This window comes from Leucobacter edaphi (genome assembly GCF_016522535.1).
Taxonomy (GTDB): Bacteria; Actinomycetota; Actinomycetes; order Actinomycetales; family Microbacteriaceae; genus Leucobacter; species Leucobacter edaphi.
This window is the reverse complement of record NZ_JAEHOI010000004.1, coordinates 32880-48536: the sequence shown is the minus strand read 5'-3', so window position 1 is coordinate 48536 and position 15657 is coordinate 32880. Positions and strand designations below refer to the sequence as shown.

The 15657-nt window shown below is 66.9% G+C and carries 13 protein-coding genes and 1 tRNA gene; 11 read left to right on the top strand and 3 right to left on the bottom strand.

From position 1 onward, the window contains the following. Positions 1 to 31: 31 nt before the first annotated feature. Complete coding sequence (locus JD292_RS05015) at positions 32 to 1378, bottom strand: FAD-binding oxidoreductase (RefSeq protein ID WP_200131645.1); 1347 nt, start codon at positions 1376 to 1378, stop codon at positions 32 to 34. Between the two features lie 116 nt (positions 1379 to 1494). Here JD292_RS05015 and gluQRS point away from each other — a divergent pair, with 116 nt between their 5' ends. Continuing rightward, entirely contained in the window at positions 1495 to 2451 is a 957-nt protein-coding gene (gluQRS, locus tag JD292_RS05010) for a tRNA glutamyl-Q(34) synthetase GluQRS (protein WP_200131644.1), read from the top strand. Between the two features lie 8 nt (positions 2452 to 2459). On the opposite strand, the gene JD292_RS05005 is transcribed toward gluQRS, so the two are convergent. Further along, positions 2460 to 2795 (bottom strand): spore germination protein GerW family protein, encoded by a 336-nt coding sequence (locus JD292_RS05005; RefSeq protein WP_200131643.1) that lies wholly within the window; start codon positions 2793 to 2795, stop codon positions 2460 to 2462. A gap of 16 nt (positions 2796 to 2811) precedes the next feature. After that, positions 2812 to 3633, bottom strand: coding sequence for an SGNH/GDSL hydrolase family protein (locus JD292_RS05000; protein WP_200131642.1), 822 nt, complete (start codon positions 3631 to 3633; stop codon positions 2812 to 2814). Positions 3634 to 3705: 72 nt separating this feature from the next. Here JD292_RS05000 and JD292_RS04995 point away from each other — a divergent pair, with 72 nt between their 5' ends. The 10 genes from JD292_RS04995 (at position 3706) to JD292_RS04950 (ending at position 15608) form a co-directional block, all read left to right on the top strand. Further along, positions 3706 to 5517, top strand: coding sequence for a DEAD/DEAH box helicase (locus JD292_RS04995; RefSeq protein WP_200131641.1), 1812 nt, complete (start codon positions 3706 to 3708; stop codon positions 5515 to 5517). Between the two features lie 94 nt (positions 5518 to 5611). After that, entirely contained in the window at positions 5612 to 6118 is a 507-nt protein-coding gene (ybaK, locus tag JD292_RS04990) for a Cys-tRNA(Pro) deacylase (RefSeq protein ID WP_200131640.1), read from the top strand. A gap of 163 nt (positions 6119 to 6281) precedes the next feature. Next, positions 6282 to 6367, top strand: a tRNA-Leu gene (locus JD292_RS04985). Positions 6368 to 6783: 416 nt separating this feature from the next. After that, the gene (locus tag JD292_RS04980) at positions 6784 to 7935 is read left to right on the top strand and encodes an ABC transporter substrate-binding protein (protein WP_200131639.1); all 1152 of its coding nucleotides are present in this window, start codon (positions 6784 to 6786) and stop codon (positions 7933 to 7935) included. 142 nt (positions 7936 to 8077) lie between these two features. After that, positions 8078 to 9046, top strand: coding sequence for a FecCD family ABC transporter permease (locus tag JD292_RS04975; protein WP_255529499.1), 969 nt, complete (start codon positions 8078 to 8080; stop codon positions 9044 to 9046). Beyond that, positions 9039 to 9845, top strand: a complete 807-nt coding sequence (locus tag JD292_RS04970; protein ID WP_200131638.1) for an ABC transporter ATP-binding protein — start codon at positions 9039 to 9041, stop codon at positions 9843 to 9845. Before JD292_RS04975 ends, JD292_RS04970 begins: the two co-directional genes overlap by 8 nt. Continuing rightward, positions 9842 to 10513, top strand: a complete 672-nt coding sequence (locus tag JD292_RS04965) for a hypothetical protein (RefSeq protein WP_200131637.1) — start codon at positions 9842 to 9844, stop codon at positions 10511 to 10513. Before JD292_RS04970 ends, JD292_RS04965 begins: the two co-directional genes overlap by 4 nt. After that, complete coding sequence (locus JD292_RS04960; protein WP_200131636.1) at positions 10510 to 11184, top strand: hypothetical protein; 675 nt, start codon at positions 10510 to 10512, stop codon at positions 11182 to 11184. The genes JD292_RS04965 and JD292_RS04960 overlap by 4 nt, the downstream gene beginning before the upstream one ends. A gap of 149 nt (positions 11185 to 11333) precedes the next feature. Further along, entirely contained in the window at positions 11334 to 11894 is a 561-nt protein-coding gene (locus tag JD292_RS04955) for a hypothetical protein (protein WP_200131635.1), read from the top strand. 57 nt (positions 11895 to 11951) lie between these two features. Continuing rightward, complete coding sequence (locus JD292_RS04950) at positions 11952 to 15608, top strand: MBG domain-containing protein (protein ID WP_200131634.1); 3657 nt, start codon at positions 11952 to 11954, stop codon at positions 15606 to 15608. Positions 15609 to 15657: the final 49 nt, after the last annotated feature.

Genomic DNA, 15657 nt, shown 5'->3' with positions numbered 1-15657 from the left:
GGGATTGCGTCGGCGGCGTTCGCCGCCCGCGCTACACCGCCCGCCCCGGGGTGAGCGTGCCGTTCGGGTCGAGTGCGGTCTTGATCGCCCGCTGCACGTCGAGGGCGACGGCGTCCAGCTGCCACGGGAGCTCGTGGTGCTTGACGGAACCGATGCCGTGCTCGCCCGAGATCGTGCCGCCGAGGGCAAGCGCGAGGCGGGTGATGTCGTCGATCACGGCATCGGCGGCCGCGATGCCCGCTTCCGTGTCGGGGGACTCGACCGTGCTGTGGAGGTTGCCGTCGCCTGCGTGAGCCACGGAGGAGACGGCGAGCCCGTGCTCGGCGGAGATCCGCTCGATGCCGGTGAACATCTCGGCGAGACGGGAGATCGGCACGCCGATGTCGCACGAGATCTTGAGCCCGCGGGCGGTGAGCGCCGGATTCGAGAGCCGGCGAGCCTCGAGCAGGGCGTCGGTGTCTGAGACCTCCGTGTCGTCTGCTCCGAGTTCGAGGCAGCGCGCGGTGATGCGCTCCGCGTGCTCGGCGGCCCGCTCGCCGACCGTCTGGCCCACGAGCATGGCGCCCCGGGGCACGACGAGTCCGCTCTGGTGGAACGACTCGATGATCTCGACGCTGAGCGCGTCCATGAGCTCGAGTACCTCGGGCTGGAAGCCGCCGTTCACGATCTCGGCGACGGCCGCTCCCGCCGACTCGATCGTGGGGAAACTCGCGCGGAAGGTGCGCGGCGTCCCTGCTGGGACGGGTTTCAAGCGCACCGTCGCCTCGGTCACCACGCCGAGCGTGCCCTCGGAGCCGATGAAAAGCCTGGTCAGGTCGTAGCCCACGACATTCTTGCGAGCGCGTGCGCCCGTGCGCATGATCCGGCCGTCGGCGAGAACGACCTCGAGCGCGGCCACCGCATCGCTCGTGACGCCGTGCGCGACGCAGCGCAGTCCTCCTGCGTTGGTCGCGATGTTGCCGCCGACCGTGCAGATGCGCGCGCTCGCCGGGTCCGGTGGGAAGAAGAGCCCCTGCTCCCGCACGAGCGAATCGAGTTCGGCCGTGATGACACCGGGCTGCACCACAGCAAGCCGGTCCTCGGGAATCACCTCGAGCACCCGGTTCATGCGCTCGAGGGAGACGATCAGCCCGCCATCGTAGGCCATTGCGCCGCCGGTCAGGCCCGTTCCCGCGCCGCGCACGCTCACCCGGACGCCATGCCGATCGGCCCAGCCGAGCGCGGCCGACACGTCCGCGGTGGACTCCGCCAGAACGAGCGCGAGCGCCTGCCCCTCGGGCCGCGCCCGCGAGCTGTCGACCGCGTACGGGGCGACCGACTCCGGTGCCGTGATCAGACGATCTCCGAGCTGAGACGCGAGTTCCTGCAGAGCTTCCATGCCGTGTCCTCTCTGATGGGCGTGCCCCCGAGTCTACGGACGACCCCCGACACGGACGATTCGGCATCCCGTCGCCCCGCCGAAAGCCGCCGGGGCGAGGGTGGGAAGATGGACGGGTGAGCACGCAGGGAGCAGACGTCAGTCCGTCCGGAACGGGAGCGGGCCGATACGCCCCGAGTCCCTCGGGCGACCTCCACCTGGGCAACCTGCGCACGGCGCTCCTCGCCTGGCTCCTGGCGCGATCCACGGGTCGAAACTTCCTGATCCGGATCGAGGACCTCGATCGTGCGCGGGACGCGGGAACCGCCGACCGTCAGCTCGACGACCTCGCGAGTCTGGGGATCGACTGGGACGGCGAGCCGGTGCTGCAGACCTCGCGCGGAGCGGAGCACGACGCCGCGATCGAGCGCCTCGCGCGCGCCGGACTGGTCTTCGAGTGTTACTGCTCGCGGAAGGACATCCTCGCGGCACCCAGCGCTCCGCACGCGCCTCCCGGAGCCTATCCCGGCACCTGCAGGGATCTCACGGAGGAGGAGCGCGGCGCGGCAAGGGAGCGCATTGCCCCGAGATCACCGGCGCTGCGGCTCCGCGTCCCAGACGGAACCGTGCCTCCGGTCTTCGACGATCTCGTGTTGGGCGCGGTTCACGGGGACATCGACGATCTCGTGCTGCGCCGCGGCGACGGGACGGTGGCCTACAACCTCGCGGTCGTCGTCGATGACGCCGCCCAGGGGATCGATCAGGTCGTTCGCGGTGACGACCTTGCTCCGTCGACGCCCCGTCAGATCCTGCTCCAGGGTCTCCTGGGTCTCCCGCGCCCCGAGTACGCGCACGTGCCGCTCGTCCTCGGCCCTCAGGGCAAGCGCCTCGCGAAGCGCGACGGCGCCGTGACGCTCGCCGATCTGCGTGAGCGGGGCACCGGCGCGCAGGACGTCCTGGGGATCCTCGCGGAGTCGCTCGGGCTTGCGCGGCCGGGGGAGCGGATCACGACCCGCGGTCTCCTGGACCGCTTCGACCCGCGGGCCCTGCCGAAGCACCCCTGGGTGTATCGGGGCTTGCCCGGAGCGGAGTAGCGAGCGCGCTACTTCTTGAGCGCGCGAATGATCCGCGCGAGGGCGCGACCGGCAACGCAGACGAAGGGGATCCCGACCGCGAGCAGCGCGATCACGTTCGGCTCAAAGCGCGTGTAGCCCTCGCGGGTGACGTAGGCGCCGAGCGGAACCGCGGCGCCGCCGCCGCCTCCGCCCGAGCCCTCCGCACCCTCGGACCCCTGGCCGCCCTCTCCGGCGCCGAAGCCGTACGAGGCGATCGCGACGGGGATGATCGTCGTGCCCTCGACCTCAACGGGATCGCCGTAGGCCGAGTGGACCCCGACCTGCGTGACGGTGTCTGCGAGCTGCTTCGTGAGTTGTGCCATTTTCCCAGCCTAGCCCTCAGTTCTCAGTGGCGACAGGGCTGTGCCTGGGAACGTGCACAGGCTCCGGCTGGGGTCGCTTGGCGCTGATGGCGTCGCCGGAGGAGACGTGCCGGATGCGACGGATGACCCACGGCACGAAGTGCTCGCGCGCCCAGACCACGTCCTCCTTGCGCGCTTCGCGCCAGCCTCGGGTCGGAAGCGGCGGAGGATCGAGCGGGCGCAGATCGTGCGGCACGTTGAGCGCATCGAGCGCGGCCCTGGCGATCGTGTGGTGGCCGAGCGCGTTCAGGTGCAGGCGGTCGCCGGACCAGTAGCGGCTGTCCTGCAGCTCTTCGAGCGACCACTGGTCGACCACGACGCAGTCGTGGCGCTTCGCCACCTTGCGGACGTTCTCATTGAAAATCGCGACCTTGCCGCGGATCGTGCGGAACACCGGCTGGAAGGCGGTGTCGACGCCCGTGAACAGCAGAATCGTGGCACCGGACTCGGACAGTCGCTCGACCACGCGGTCGAGCTTCGCGGCGACCTCATCGGGATCGGTTCCGGGACGGATCACGTCGTTCCCGCCGGCGCACACGCTGATGAGGTCGGGGCGCAGATCGAGAGCGGCCGAGACCTGCTCATCGGTGATCTGCTGGATCAGCTTCCCGCGCACCGCGAGGTTCGCGTACGCGAATTCCTCGTCGTAGGAGCTCAGCACGTCGGCGAAGCGGTCGGCCCAGCCGCGCAAGCCGCCGGGGCTGTCCGCGTCGGGATCCCCGACTCCCTCAGTGAACGAATCGCCGATCGCGACAAACCGCGACCACGGGAGCTCGATCTGCTTCGGATCCTCGGGCACTGCGACCCCTTTCGACTTCGGCGGCGCCCCGACTCAGGGCGTTCGCGACCATGAGCGATAGTCTAGAGCGTTGTGACAGATTCGGATCCAGCCCTCCACCTCCCGGGGACGAGCGCCGCCGAACACCTGCCGCCGGCCTATCCCGAGCGCGCCGCGCACGGCACCGCGGGAACGCTGCGAGCCTGGCAGGAAGAGGCCATCCGGAAGTACCTCGAGGTCGGCCCGAGGGACTTCCTCGCGTCGGCGACCCCCGGAGCAGGTAAGACGACGTTCGCCCTGCGACTAGCGTCGATCCTGCGCGCGAACCACACGGTCTCTCAGATCATCGTCGTCGCTCCGACCGAGCACCTCAAGACCCAGTGGGCGGATGCCGCGATGCGCGCGGGCATCCGCCTCAACCCGAACTACTCGAATAGCGACGGCCTGGGGTACGGACGTCACTATCACGGCGTCGCCGTCACCTACGCCCAGGTCGCGATGAAGCCGGTGCAGCACAGACTGCTGACCGAGCACGCTGACACCCTCGTGATTCTCGACGAGGTCCACCACGGTGGCGATGCGCTCAGCTGGGGCGACGCGATTCGCGAGGCCTATGGAACGGCCCGGCGCAGACTGTCGCTCACCGGGACGCCGTTCCGTTCGGACGACGCCCCCATCCCATTCGTGGAATACGCCCCGCAGGGTGACGGTTCCCGGCTCTCCCTCACCGACTACGACTACGGGTACGGGCGCGCACTCGCGGACGGGATCGTCCGCCCGGTGATCTTCATGGTCTACGCCGGCAAGATGCGATGGCAGACCTCAGCCGGCGAGGAGATGGAAGCAAGCCTCGGCGAGGGAAACACCAAGGACATCACCTCGCAGGCGTGGCGGACGGCCCTGGATCCCTCGGGAGAGTGGATCTCGAAGGTCCTCGCCGCAGCGGATCGACGCCTCACCGAGGTGCGACAGCAGATTCCCGACGCCGGTGGCCTCGTGATCGCGACCGATCATGCCGCGGCCAAATCCTACGCCGCGCAGCTGCAGCAGATCACGGGCGAGGAGGTCGCCCTGATCCTCTCCGACGACAGCGGAGCCTCCGAGCGGATCGACGAGTACTCCAAGGGGGATTCGCGCTGGATGGTCGCGGTGCGCATGGTGTCCGAGGGCGTCGACGTGCCACGTCTCGCCGTCGGCGTCTACGCGACGAGCTCATCGACGCCGCTGTTCTTCGCGCAGGCGATCGGTCGTTTCGTGCGGTCGCGGCGTCGGGGCGAGGTCGCGTCGGTATTCATCCCCAACGTCCCGGCGCTCATGCAGCTCGCCTCCGAGCTGGAGAAGGAGCGCAACCACGTCCTCGAGGGTCCGAAGAGTGCCGAGGAGATGTGGGACGCCGAGGCCGCGCTTCTGGCCGAGGCGGAGCGCGAGGACCGCGCGAGCGACGAACTCGCCGAGGACGAGCGCTTCGTCTACCAGGCACTCGGTTCCGACGCGCACTTCGATCGCGCCGTCTTCGACGGGACGGAATTCGGCGGCTACGCCGAGGTCGAATCGGAAGAGGAACTCGACTTCCTCGGGTTCCCCGGCCTCCTCGAGCCGCAGGAGGTCAAAGCGCTCCTGCAGCAGCGGCAGGCGAAGCAGGCGCGTCGCAGCGCCGACCGGCAGGGGATCCTCGAACACGCGCCAGAGAAGGCCGAGGCTCCAGAAGCGCTCCACCGCACCCTGGGGGAGCAGCGGAAACTCCTGAACAGCCTCGTTGGCATGTACTCGAAAGTGACCGGGGAGGCGCACAAGGACATCCACACCGAGCTCCGCCGATCCTGCGGCGGGCCCGCAGTGGCCCAGGCCTCCGTCACGCAGATCCAGAAGCGGATCGACACGCTTCGACGCCGGCTCCGGCCGTAGCGCGCGGCCGTAGCGCGCGGCCGAGCAGGGTGGGCGAGCGGCGCCGCGCGTGAGTTCCGCGCGATCGGTGCGTTCCGCGCCGTAGGCTGGCGGCATGGCGCGCAAGAAGTCCGGATCCCACGCGGGATCCGCGTCCACCCCCGCAGCACTCGTCCTCGCGCGGGAGGGCATCGAATTCACCCCGCACGGGTACGAGCACGATCCGGCCGTCACCGACTTCGGCGGAGAAGCCGCCGCGAAACTCGGTGTCGACCCCGCGCGTATCTACAAGACGCTGCTCGCCGAGGTCGACGGTTCGCTCGCCGTCGGGATCGTGCCCGTGGGCCAGCGACTGGACCTCAAAGCCCTCGCCGCGGCGCTCGGCGGGAAGAAGGCTCTTCTCGCGGATCCCGTCCTCGCGGAGCGGCGAACCGGCTACATCGTCGGGGGTATCAGCCCGATCGGCCAGAAGACGGCGCATCCCACGGTTCTCGACGCGAGTGCGGAGAGCCACCCCACGGTGTTCATTTCCGGTGGCCGACGCGGCCTCGACATCGAACTCGCTCCGGCAGACCTGCGTCGGGTCACCCGGGCGATCGTCGCCGCCATCGCCCGGCGATAGGAACGGTCAGTGGGGCCCGCCGCGCCCGAGCCGCTGGCCGCCAAATCGTCGAGAAAGCCCAGATCCGCCCTGCGACGCGCGCGGCATCCTGAACCGATTCGCACCGCCCCGGAGAACCGTGCTAAGTTATTCTCTGTTCGGCCGATGAAGGTCCGAAACGTTCGCGCGGATGGCGGAATTGGTAGACGCGCTAGCTTGAGGTGCTAGTGCCCGTATTAGGGCGTGGGGGTTCAAGTCCCCCTTCGCGCACGAATGAGAGTAAGAAGCCCCGGCCGGTAAGGCCGGGGCTTCTTGCGTTCTCTGCGGACGTGGGTTTCGAAGTTCGGCGTGGCGGTGGTGCCACCGCTGAGCATGATCGACGCGAGACGTCGGCGACGCATTCGCCGCGCCGGACGCGCGCGAAAGTGGCCGAGGCCGGGGCGTCCATTCGATCGGGGAGCCCGCGATCGCCCGCGCTCGGGGAGTGCTCCGCGCGGCGCAGGAGCTTCCTCGCCGAACACTCTGGGGCCGATGCCTCGTCCACTCAGGCAAGCCTTGCCTTCATCGGATGAATCCCACTACGGTGAACGAGTTGTCAGTCGGGGCGCGGGTGGAGCGGTGATCGCTTACGCCGTGCCCCTTACGTGGCGCCGGGTGTACCCGGGGCCTGAAAGGATCACACTCCTATGCCCAGACTCTCCAGTCCGCGCCGTGCCCGGCGCGGATTCGCGATCATCGCACTCGGGCTGAGCGCGGCTCTCGCGCTCGGCGCCTGCTCCTCCCGCGGGGCTGAAACGAAGCCCGAGACGGTAGCAAAAACTGACAAGCCCATTGAGATCACCGACCAGCGCGGCAAGACGATCACGTTCGAGAAGCCGGTCACGAAGATCGCAACGACCGTGATCCCGTCGCCCTCGATGATCGCTGCGATCGATCAGAGCTACGACAAGATCGTCGGGGTGAACGCGGCGACGATTCTGCGAGACAAGCCGAGCATCTTCGGGAAGATGTTCCCGAAGGCCCTCACGAACACGGCGATCGCGGGCCCCGATTTCGTGCCCAACATCGAAGAGATCACGAAGCTCAAGCCCGACGTGGTGATTCAGTGGGCCGATCAGGGTGACGCCGCGAAGATGATCAAGCCGATCGAGGACGCGGGAATCCCGGTGATCGGCCTGAAGTACGGCACCCAGGAAGACCTCGAGACCTGGGTCAAGCTCTTCGCCAAGCTGCTGGACAAGCAGGACCGCGGGGAGGAACTCCTCAACCGCATGCACTCCACGATGAGCGCGTTGCAGTCCGCAGCCAAGAAGGAGAAGAAGCATCCTCGGGCGCTCTATCTGCGTCGGGCCGGAGACGGCGGATACAACGCCGGCATGGGGTCGAAGCGCGGCTACATGAACACCTGGATGACCGTCGCCGGCGCGGAGAACGTCGCCGCCGATGCCGAGTACTCGATCACGAATCCGACGAATGTCGAGCAGATCGTCAAGTGGAACCCCGAGGTCATCTTCACCTCGGCAATGACTCCGCTTTCGCCCGCTGACATCTTCGCTGACCCCGCACTGAGCGCGGTCGACGCGGTGAAGAACAAGCGCGTCTACGCGGTTCCGTCGGGCGGCTTCTGGTGGGATCCGCCGAGCGCTGAATCGCAGCTCGTGATGCGGTGGGCTGCTCAGCTCCTCTACCCGGATTTCAAGGGCAGCGACCTGAAGAAGGCGATGCAGGAGGACTACGAGTTCCTGTACGGGCACAAGCTCACGCACGACGAGATCGACATGATTCTCCGCGTGAAGGAGAACGCCCAGTCGGCGGGTTACGAGCGGCTTGCGCACTAGCGTCGACCCGAGTCGGCCCGAAGCTCACGGGCTTCGGGCCGACCGCCGCGCGCCCACCCGGTCAGGCGCTGAAACCCGCCCGTTCGACGCCACCCGACGCGCACGACGCGTCATCATTCCGCTGCTGTCGCTCGCGGCACTCTTGATCGCAGGCACGGCGCTGGTCGTTGGCCGCTCATGGGTTCCCCCTGAGGAGATCGTGCGAATGATCGCGGGCCGCGTCATCCCCATGACGCAGACCTGGTTCCCAGAAGAAGCGACCGTGGTGTTCGATGTTCGCATTCCCCGCGTGATGCTCGCATTCTTCGTCGGCTCGGCTCTCGCGCTCGCTGGGGCCGCGCTGCAGAGCCTCTTCCGGAACCCGCTCGTGAGCCCGCAGATGCTCGGGGTGTCCTCGGGGGCCTCGTTCGGCGGCGTGCTCGCGATGGTGCTCGGCCTCGGAACCGTCGGAACGGTCGGCGGCGCCTTCCTCAGCGGCCTGGTGGCGCTCCTGCTCGTTCTCGCGATCGGACGAATATCCGGGGTATCACCCCTGCTCATGATCGTCCTCGGAGGCGTCGTCGTCAGCGCACTGTTCTCCTCGCTCGTGTCGCTCATCACCTACACGGCCGACCCCTACACACAACTGCCCGCCATCACCTTCTGGTTGCTCGGCTCGCTCGCGACCGTGAACGAGACCAAGATTCTCACGGTGCTCGTGCCGCTCCTGATCGGCGGCGCTGCGATTCTTGCCCTGCGCTGGCGACTCAACGTGCTCGCTCTCGGAGACGAGGACGCGACGGCCCTGGGCGTGGCACCGAGAACCACGCGCACGCTCCTCCTCGTCGCGGTCGCCCTCCTCACCGCCGGAGCCGTTGCGGTTTCCGGCGTCATCGGCTGGGTCGGGCTCATCGTCCCGCATATCGCCCGCCTCGCGGTCGGCCCGGACAACCGCGTGCTCCTTCCGGCATCCCTCATCATCGGCGGCGGGTATCTCGTGCTGGTCGACACCATCGCTCGCGCGCTCACCACGACGGAGATCCCGCTCGGCATCCTGACGGCGCTCATCGGGGCGCCGTTCTTTGTCCTGATGCTCGTGCGGTTCGGGAAGCGGGAGCTGGCTCATGAATGAACGCGCGCTCCTCGTCGCAGAGGGGATCTCCCATCGATACGGCCGAGGGAAGTGGATCTTCCAGGATCTGAGCCTTGAACTGCGCGCGGGGGAGATCCTCGCGGTGCTCGGGCCCAACGCTCGCGGCAAGACCACGCTCGTGAAGTGCGCGGCGGGACTGCAGCGGCCGAGCGTCGGAGTGATTACGCGCCGGGCCCATGTCGGATACGTCCCCCAGTCCCTCGCCGCGCCGAGCAGCCTGCCCGTCCTCGATATGGTCCTCACCGGGCGGACCCGATTTATCCGTCCGTACCGCAGCCCCGGACGCAGGGACCGCATCGCCGCGTTCGAGGCGCTGCAGCGAATCGGGATCGAAGCGATCGCTGAGCAGGAGTTCCGTGCTCTGTCGGGCGGTCAGCGTCAACTCGTCCTCATTGCCCGGGCGCTCGCCACGGAGTGCGGGGCGCTCGTGCTCGATGAGCCGGCTTCGGCGCTCGACCTCAGAAACCAGGCGGTGGTCCTTCGCGTGCTTCGCGCCCTCGCGGACAACGGCATGGCAATCGCGATGACCACTCACCACCCCGAACACGCCCTGCGCATTGCGGATTCGACGCTGCTCTTCGCCGGCTCCCGAGACATTCGTCACGGGCCAACCGACGAACTCCTCACGGACGAGTCGCTCACTGAGCTCTACGACCTGCCGGTGGCGACCGGAACGATTCTCGTGCGCGGGCGCGCCCAACCTGTTGTGGCGCCCGACTTCGGCATGAAGTACGGGCGCTCTCGCTGCACCACCCACCTTGAAAGGAGCAATCCATGAGCGACCGAGAAACGACCGGGCCCCCGAGAATCCTGCACGTCTCACCGGCGCCGCCGCGCCGGTCCGAGCCCCAGGGCCCGCTCGGGGCGCCCGCGGGGATGGAACCCGTGGACATCTACGAGCTCGAAGGCCAGGACCTCACCGATGTGTGCGGAATCGTGCTCTCCGGGATGTGCGATCAGCGCCATCTCAATACGCTCCGAGACCGGCTCGAGGCCTTCGTTCGTGGCGGGGGAAGGCTTCTGATCAACGGGCACGTGATCGAGCCGTTCCTTCCCGGGCTCCCGAAGTGGCGCCTCCTCCCATACGGCGGCCCGGCGGACCTCGGCATCAGGCGCGAGACGGACCATCCGGTGTGGGAAGGGGTAGACGTTCGCGAATTGCTGTTCCGCGCGGGGATACCTGGCCCGCACAGCCTCGAAACTCTCGCACAGATCGGAGTAGCCGGCTTCTACGGGAGGGGCTACGCCGTGGATCTCCCGGATGGCGCGGTCGTGATCAACTCGATCGGGCAGTTGCGCGCTCCCATCGACTACGTGTTCCCCCTCGGGGAGGGCGAGGTGCTCGTGCACAGCGGACTCGACCTCAGCGTCTTCGCGATGACCCCCGGAACCACACTGACCGCAATCGCACCGAACCTGCTCACCTGGCTGGGAGGCCGCGCATGAACACCGAAGCCCGTTCGCCGAGAATGCCCCGCATCGCGCTTGCCCACACGGGGACGAGTTCGCAGCTTGCCACGCTCCGAGACCCCGCGCTTGCCCCGTATCGGATCGCCGACGCCTATCTCCCGACGCTCGAGCCAGGCGCTCTCGACGAGGTCGATGTGCTCATCGTTGCGGATCGCAGTCATCCTGAACGACTGCGGGAGCACGCAGCCGACTTCCTTGCCGTTGCCGAGCGCGGTGGCGTGCTCGTCGTGTTCGGAGAGAACCAGGTCCAGGATTGGCTGCCCGGAGTCCTGTGGCACGCGGTGCCCACGAACTTCTGGTGGTGGCGCACCGGTGAGGACCATGGCATGCGGCAGCGGAGTCCTCTGGACCCGATCTGGCCCTATTTCTCGGATCGCGCCGTGATCTGGCATCATCACGGTGCGCTGACGCCTCCGAGCGGCGCGGTGCCCCTCATCGACCTCGAGTACAACGGTGAACACGTGGGAGTCACCGCCTATGTCGATCGCGAATCCACGCAGGGAATTGTCTTCGCCACCACGATGGACCCCTGCTTCCATCACGGAGCGGGCTTCATGCCAGGCGCAACCCAATTGCTCTATCAGACGCTTCGCTGGGCCGAGGACGAGGCCACGGCGCGCATCACCAGCGGGACGCTTCCCGGGTGACCCCGGGTCACCCGGGCTCCCGAGGATCAGCTGCAGCGAGAACATGAGTTGCCACGGCAACCATCACATCATCTGATGAATTGCATTCTGGTGGCGAGCGGTCCCGACGGGGGAGCGCTCGCACGCACAGAAGTTCACAGGAGGCCGGAATGCTCGTAAATCCACTCACGACTCGCCGTCACGCCACTCGCGTAACCGCGACGCTGACCGCTGCACTCACCCTGGTTGCAGGCCTGGGCGTCGGCGCACCCGCGGCGAACGCCCAGGCCGAGCAGACCGAGGTCCGAACAGTCACGGCGAATCTGTACGTCGGGGCAAAGGACACCCCGATCCGCCGCAACGCATACGTGACGAACCCGGCCACGCCGCCGTTCAACTACCCGGATTCGCCGATGAAGAACAACGCGAAGCTCGAGGTCAAGGCGGACGGCACGCGCCTCCTGACGATCCCGATCGTCAACAACACCTTCGGGGTCGTTTCGCTTCCTCATAGCTCAATCGACGGGACGGTGGACGTCGTGAGCATCGGCACAACACGCTGGTCCACCGTGAACGGACCCGCACAGCGTGTATCGACGGTCACTCTGGACGTGACGCGACTCGGGACCGGCGCCGCGCGAACGAGCTTCTCGCCGGCCACCGAGTATGCAAACTTCTTCCTCTACCGCGGCTATAAGAACTGGGATCTCAACCTGGAGTTCTCGTCCTAGGCGACCTGGACTCAACGACACGGATTCACGCCACCGAGGCTATTCACGGAGAACAGCATGTCACTGCATCACTATCGAAGTCGTTCACGGTTGCTCGCCGCTGTTGTCGCTGCCCTCCTCGTGGCGTCGCCCACGGCTCCGGCGATCGCGAGTGAACTCGACGGCGTGAACCCGGAAGTTTCCCAGAGCGACGCGAGCCGCACGGGGGCGGCAGAAGAAAACTCCGGAGCCCCGTCGTCAGGTCCGGAGCAAACTCCGGCCGAGACACCTCATGCGGAGCCCGAGCCGACCCACGAACCCACGCCGAATTCCGAGACTCAGAAACCCGGTCCCGTCGAGCCGGTTCCCGCGCCCGAACCGGCGCCGAGCCCCGCGCACAAGTCCGAATCCGGTGGGCTCACGAATCAGGAGGCGCCTGCGAGCCAGGCCGCACTTGAACCGGGCGTCTACACCGTGACTGCGAATCCGTATGTGGCGGGCTCCGACGCACCGATTGGCGTCAACGTCTACCTGTCTGACTCCGGGTTTCCTCCGGTGCGACCGCAGAAGAACAATGCCACACTCAGAGTCGGTCTCGACGGGTCCATGGAGGTCGATGTTCCCTTCAACCAGGAGATCTTCACGCTGCAATCCCTGAGTGATGGAAAGGACGTTTCGATCAAGTCCACCGCTCGGGGAGGCAAACTCGCGTGGGGGAATAACGAGCCCGACCCCGCGTATCCCGATCGCATCACGAGCGTCACGGCACAGCTCGCGAACGCGAGCGGGGAGTACACCTTCGGGAAGGCAACCGAATACGCGGTCATCCTCCTGGCGGAGAAGCACTGGGACATCCACCTGAGCGTTGACCTGGCTCACGCGCAGCGGCACTCGACCGAAGAGTTCGTGCAGGACTATGTGGATTCGAAAACCGGTGCGAAAGTGCGTGTTTCGGCTCGCGCGAATGATCCTCTCATTCCCGCGCTTCGGGAAGCCTCCCTGCGCGTGTCAACTCCGTCAGCTGATCATGATGCGGTGCAGCGAACTCTCCAACGCGAATTCGTCGGCAATCCCCGCTTCGCGAGCTGGAAACTCTCACTCGAATCAACTGGTGAGACCCTCCTGACCAACAAGAACATTGGCATGGCCGTTCAGTTGCCAACAACAGCCGCGAATACGAGCGTGTTGCGTGTCACCGATAGCACCGCCGTCGCCCTCGATTCATCTTCACCCGCGGAGAACGTCGTCGCCTTCACCTCGGAAGGGCTCGGAAACTTCGCCGTCGTCGACAACGACTCCGCGCGACGCTGGTCGCATCGCAAAGACTTCGAGAGTCCGCACCACACCACGATGACCTACCGGAGCACGGGCGAGGCCGAATGGAATTATCCGGGACTGGATTATGAATCGCTCGATGCCGTCGGCGCTCTCCACTCGTACCTCGGAGTCGAAGAATCTCCAGCTCGTCTTGGCGAGGCACGGCGGCTGCTGAGCCTTCAAGGATCCAACTGGGAAGTCAGCGCGTACACATTCGGGTTTGATCTCAGTTACGAAGGAGTCCCCTTTGCCAACGTGGCCAAACATCAGGCCTGGGAGGGGGCGCTCGGTGGCATGCTGAGCAGTCTTTCCGGGACGGTCCCCGTACGCGATGAGAAGGATCACGTGTACCTCGTGAAAGGAACCGTGGGCTCTGGACTGCAGTCCGTGGAACGGATCAACTCGCGTTTCGAAAACGGTCGCGCGGAATTCGCCATCGTGAACACAGATGCCGATCCCGATTCGGCGTCCGCAAAAATCCAGGTGCCGCTGTGGAACGCCGCGACCGGCAAGGATCGGGACATTGATACTCCTCAGACCCCGGAAACCGAGATCGCCTATGTCGTGGTTGCTCGCGAGGCCCTGACTCGGATCGATGCGCCCCACGCAGCTCCCGGGCTCGTCTACACCGGGAAAAACCAAACCGGGGTTCCCGACGGCGACGGCTACGCGCTCAGCGTGAAGCCGAGCGCGGTGAACGCGGGGTCATACGTCGCCAGAGCAACGCTCAAGACCGGCTACAGCTGGGCAGATGGCAGCACCGCTCCCGTCGACATCCGGTGGGAGATCGCGCCGGCGACGCTCGAAGCGCGATATCCGGGCGAGAGCATGGCGCCCAACGGCGTACCGCGTCTCGAGGTGAAGACCACAGGCTTCGTCAACGGGGAGACGCCAAGCACCGCCGCCGCCTACGTCGCGCCGAAAGTGCACGGCCCGGAGCGGATCACCGCTGGCGGGAGCTACAAGCTCGCGCCCTCAGGAGGAAGCGCCGCAAACTACCGCTTCACCTACCACGAGGGGACCCTCAGCGTCGGCCACTCGATCGACCCCAATAGCTGGAAGCCCGGCACCTACCGCATCACGGCGAATCTCTTCGTTCCCGCCGCCCAGAACGACATCCTCGGTCGCACCGCCTTCATGACCAACCCCAAGAACCCTCTCGCGCCGGAGGGCAGCGCACAGTACGGGATACCGCTCGACCCGGTGAGAGACAACGCGACCCTCACCGTGTCTCCGAACGGGAAACGAAGCCTCACGGTAGACCTCCCGAACCCCGCGTTCACGCTCATCGAGTTCGGGAAGCCGAGCGCGGGAGTGTCGGTTACCGGCGTTGAGCGCGGGAACACGCCCGTCGGCCCGCATTCCGGGGGACGCATTACGCGCGCCGTGATCGGGATCGAAGGAGCCACCTCCACCGCAACCTTCACTCAGAGCCGGGTCTTCGCGGTCCCACTGAGCCTCGACAAGACCTGGAACCTGAGCCTGGAAATCGACTACGCGAGCGCAAAGCGAGTATCCGACGACACCGAGGTGAAAGTTCCCGGCGGTGCGCAGACCTCGCCAGCGCCCAAGCCCGGGGTCCAGCCCGGACCCGCAGGCGGAACGACGCCGAGGCCAGCCCACACGAGCGGACCGCGGCCCGGACTCGAAAAGCAGCCCACCCGCCTCACCGCGGGAACCTACACCGTGAGCGCCAACATCTGGTTCAGCAAGAGCGTCACCGGACTGCCCCTCGACCCGCACATCACGAACGGAGGTTTCCCGCCGAAGGATCCGGTCACGAATAATGCGAAGCTCACGGTCGACTCGGAAGGAAACGGCGCCGTCACTGTTCCCATCGCAATCCAGAGTCGCATCATGACGGTTCGAAGTCTCACGGGCGGCGGAGTCATTTCTACCGCGGGCGGAAACGCGCTCAACTCCGTGACCGTCGACCTCGGCAAGATCGATCCAACGGTGCAGACCATCACCCGCTCAATGGAAGCGTCCGTCACGATCGGCGATCTCGCGTTCAGTATCGGCGGACCGATCTTCAAGGGCAGCCGCGAGCACACGTGGCCGGCCTCCTTCGAAGTCGCGATCGCGGGAGTTCCGACTTCCGGGGGAGGAATCGTCCCGGAATTCCTGCAGGCGAAGCTCGACGGCACACCGAGCGCTGACGAAGCGAAGCTCCTGAAAGCCCTGGAAGCCGCCAAGAAGGCGAACGCGAGCTCCAGAGAGGCCGATAACGGGGGAGGACTCGCCAGACCGGAGTCCCCGGCACGCGCGGGCAAAACCGAGATGCCGCGAACCGGAGCGGTCGTGGCAAGCGCTGGGGCTCTGCTTGCCCTCGCCCTCGCCGGAGTCCTGCTCATGCTTCGCAGGCGCGCGCGAAACGACGCCCACCAGGCGCCAGCGGATCACGCCGCCACCGGATAGCCGAGCCTCCCCGCAACGGCTCACCCCAAACGTCCAGAGAGGAACACAC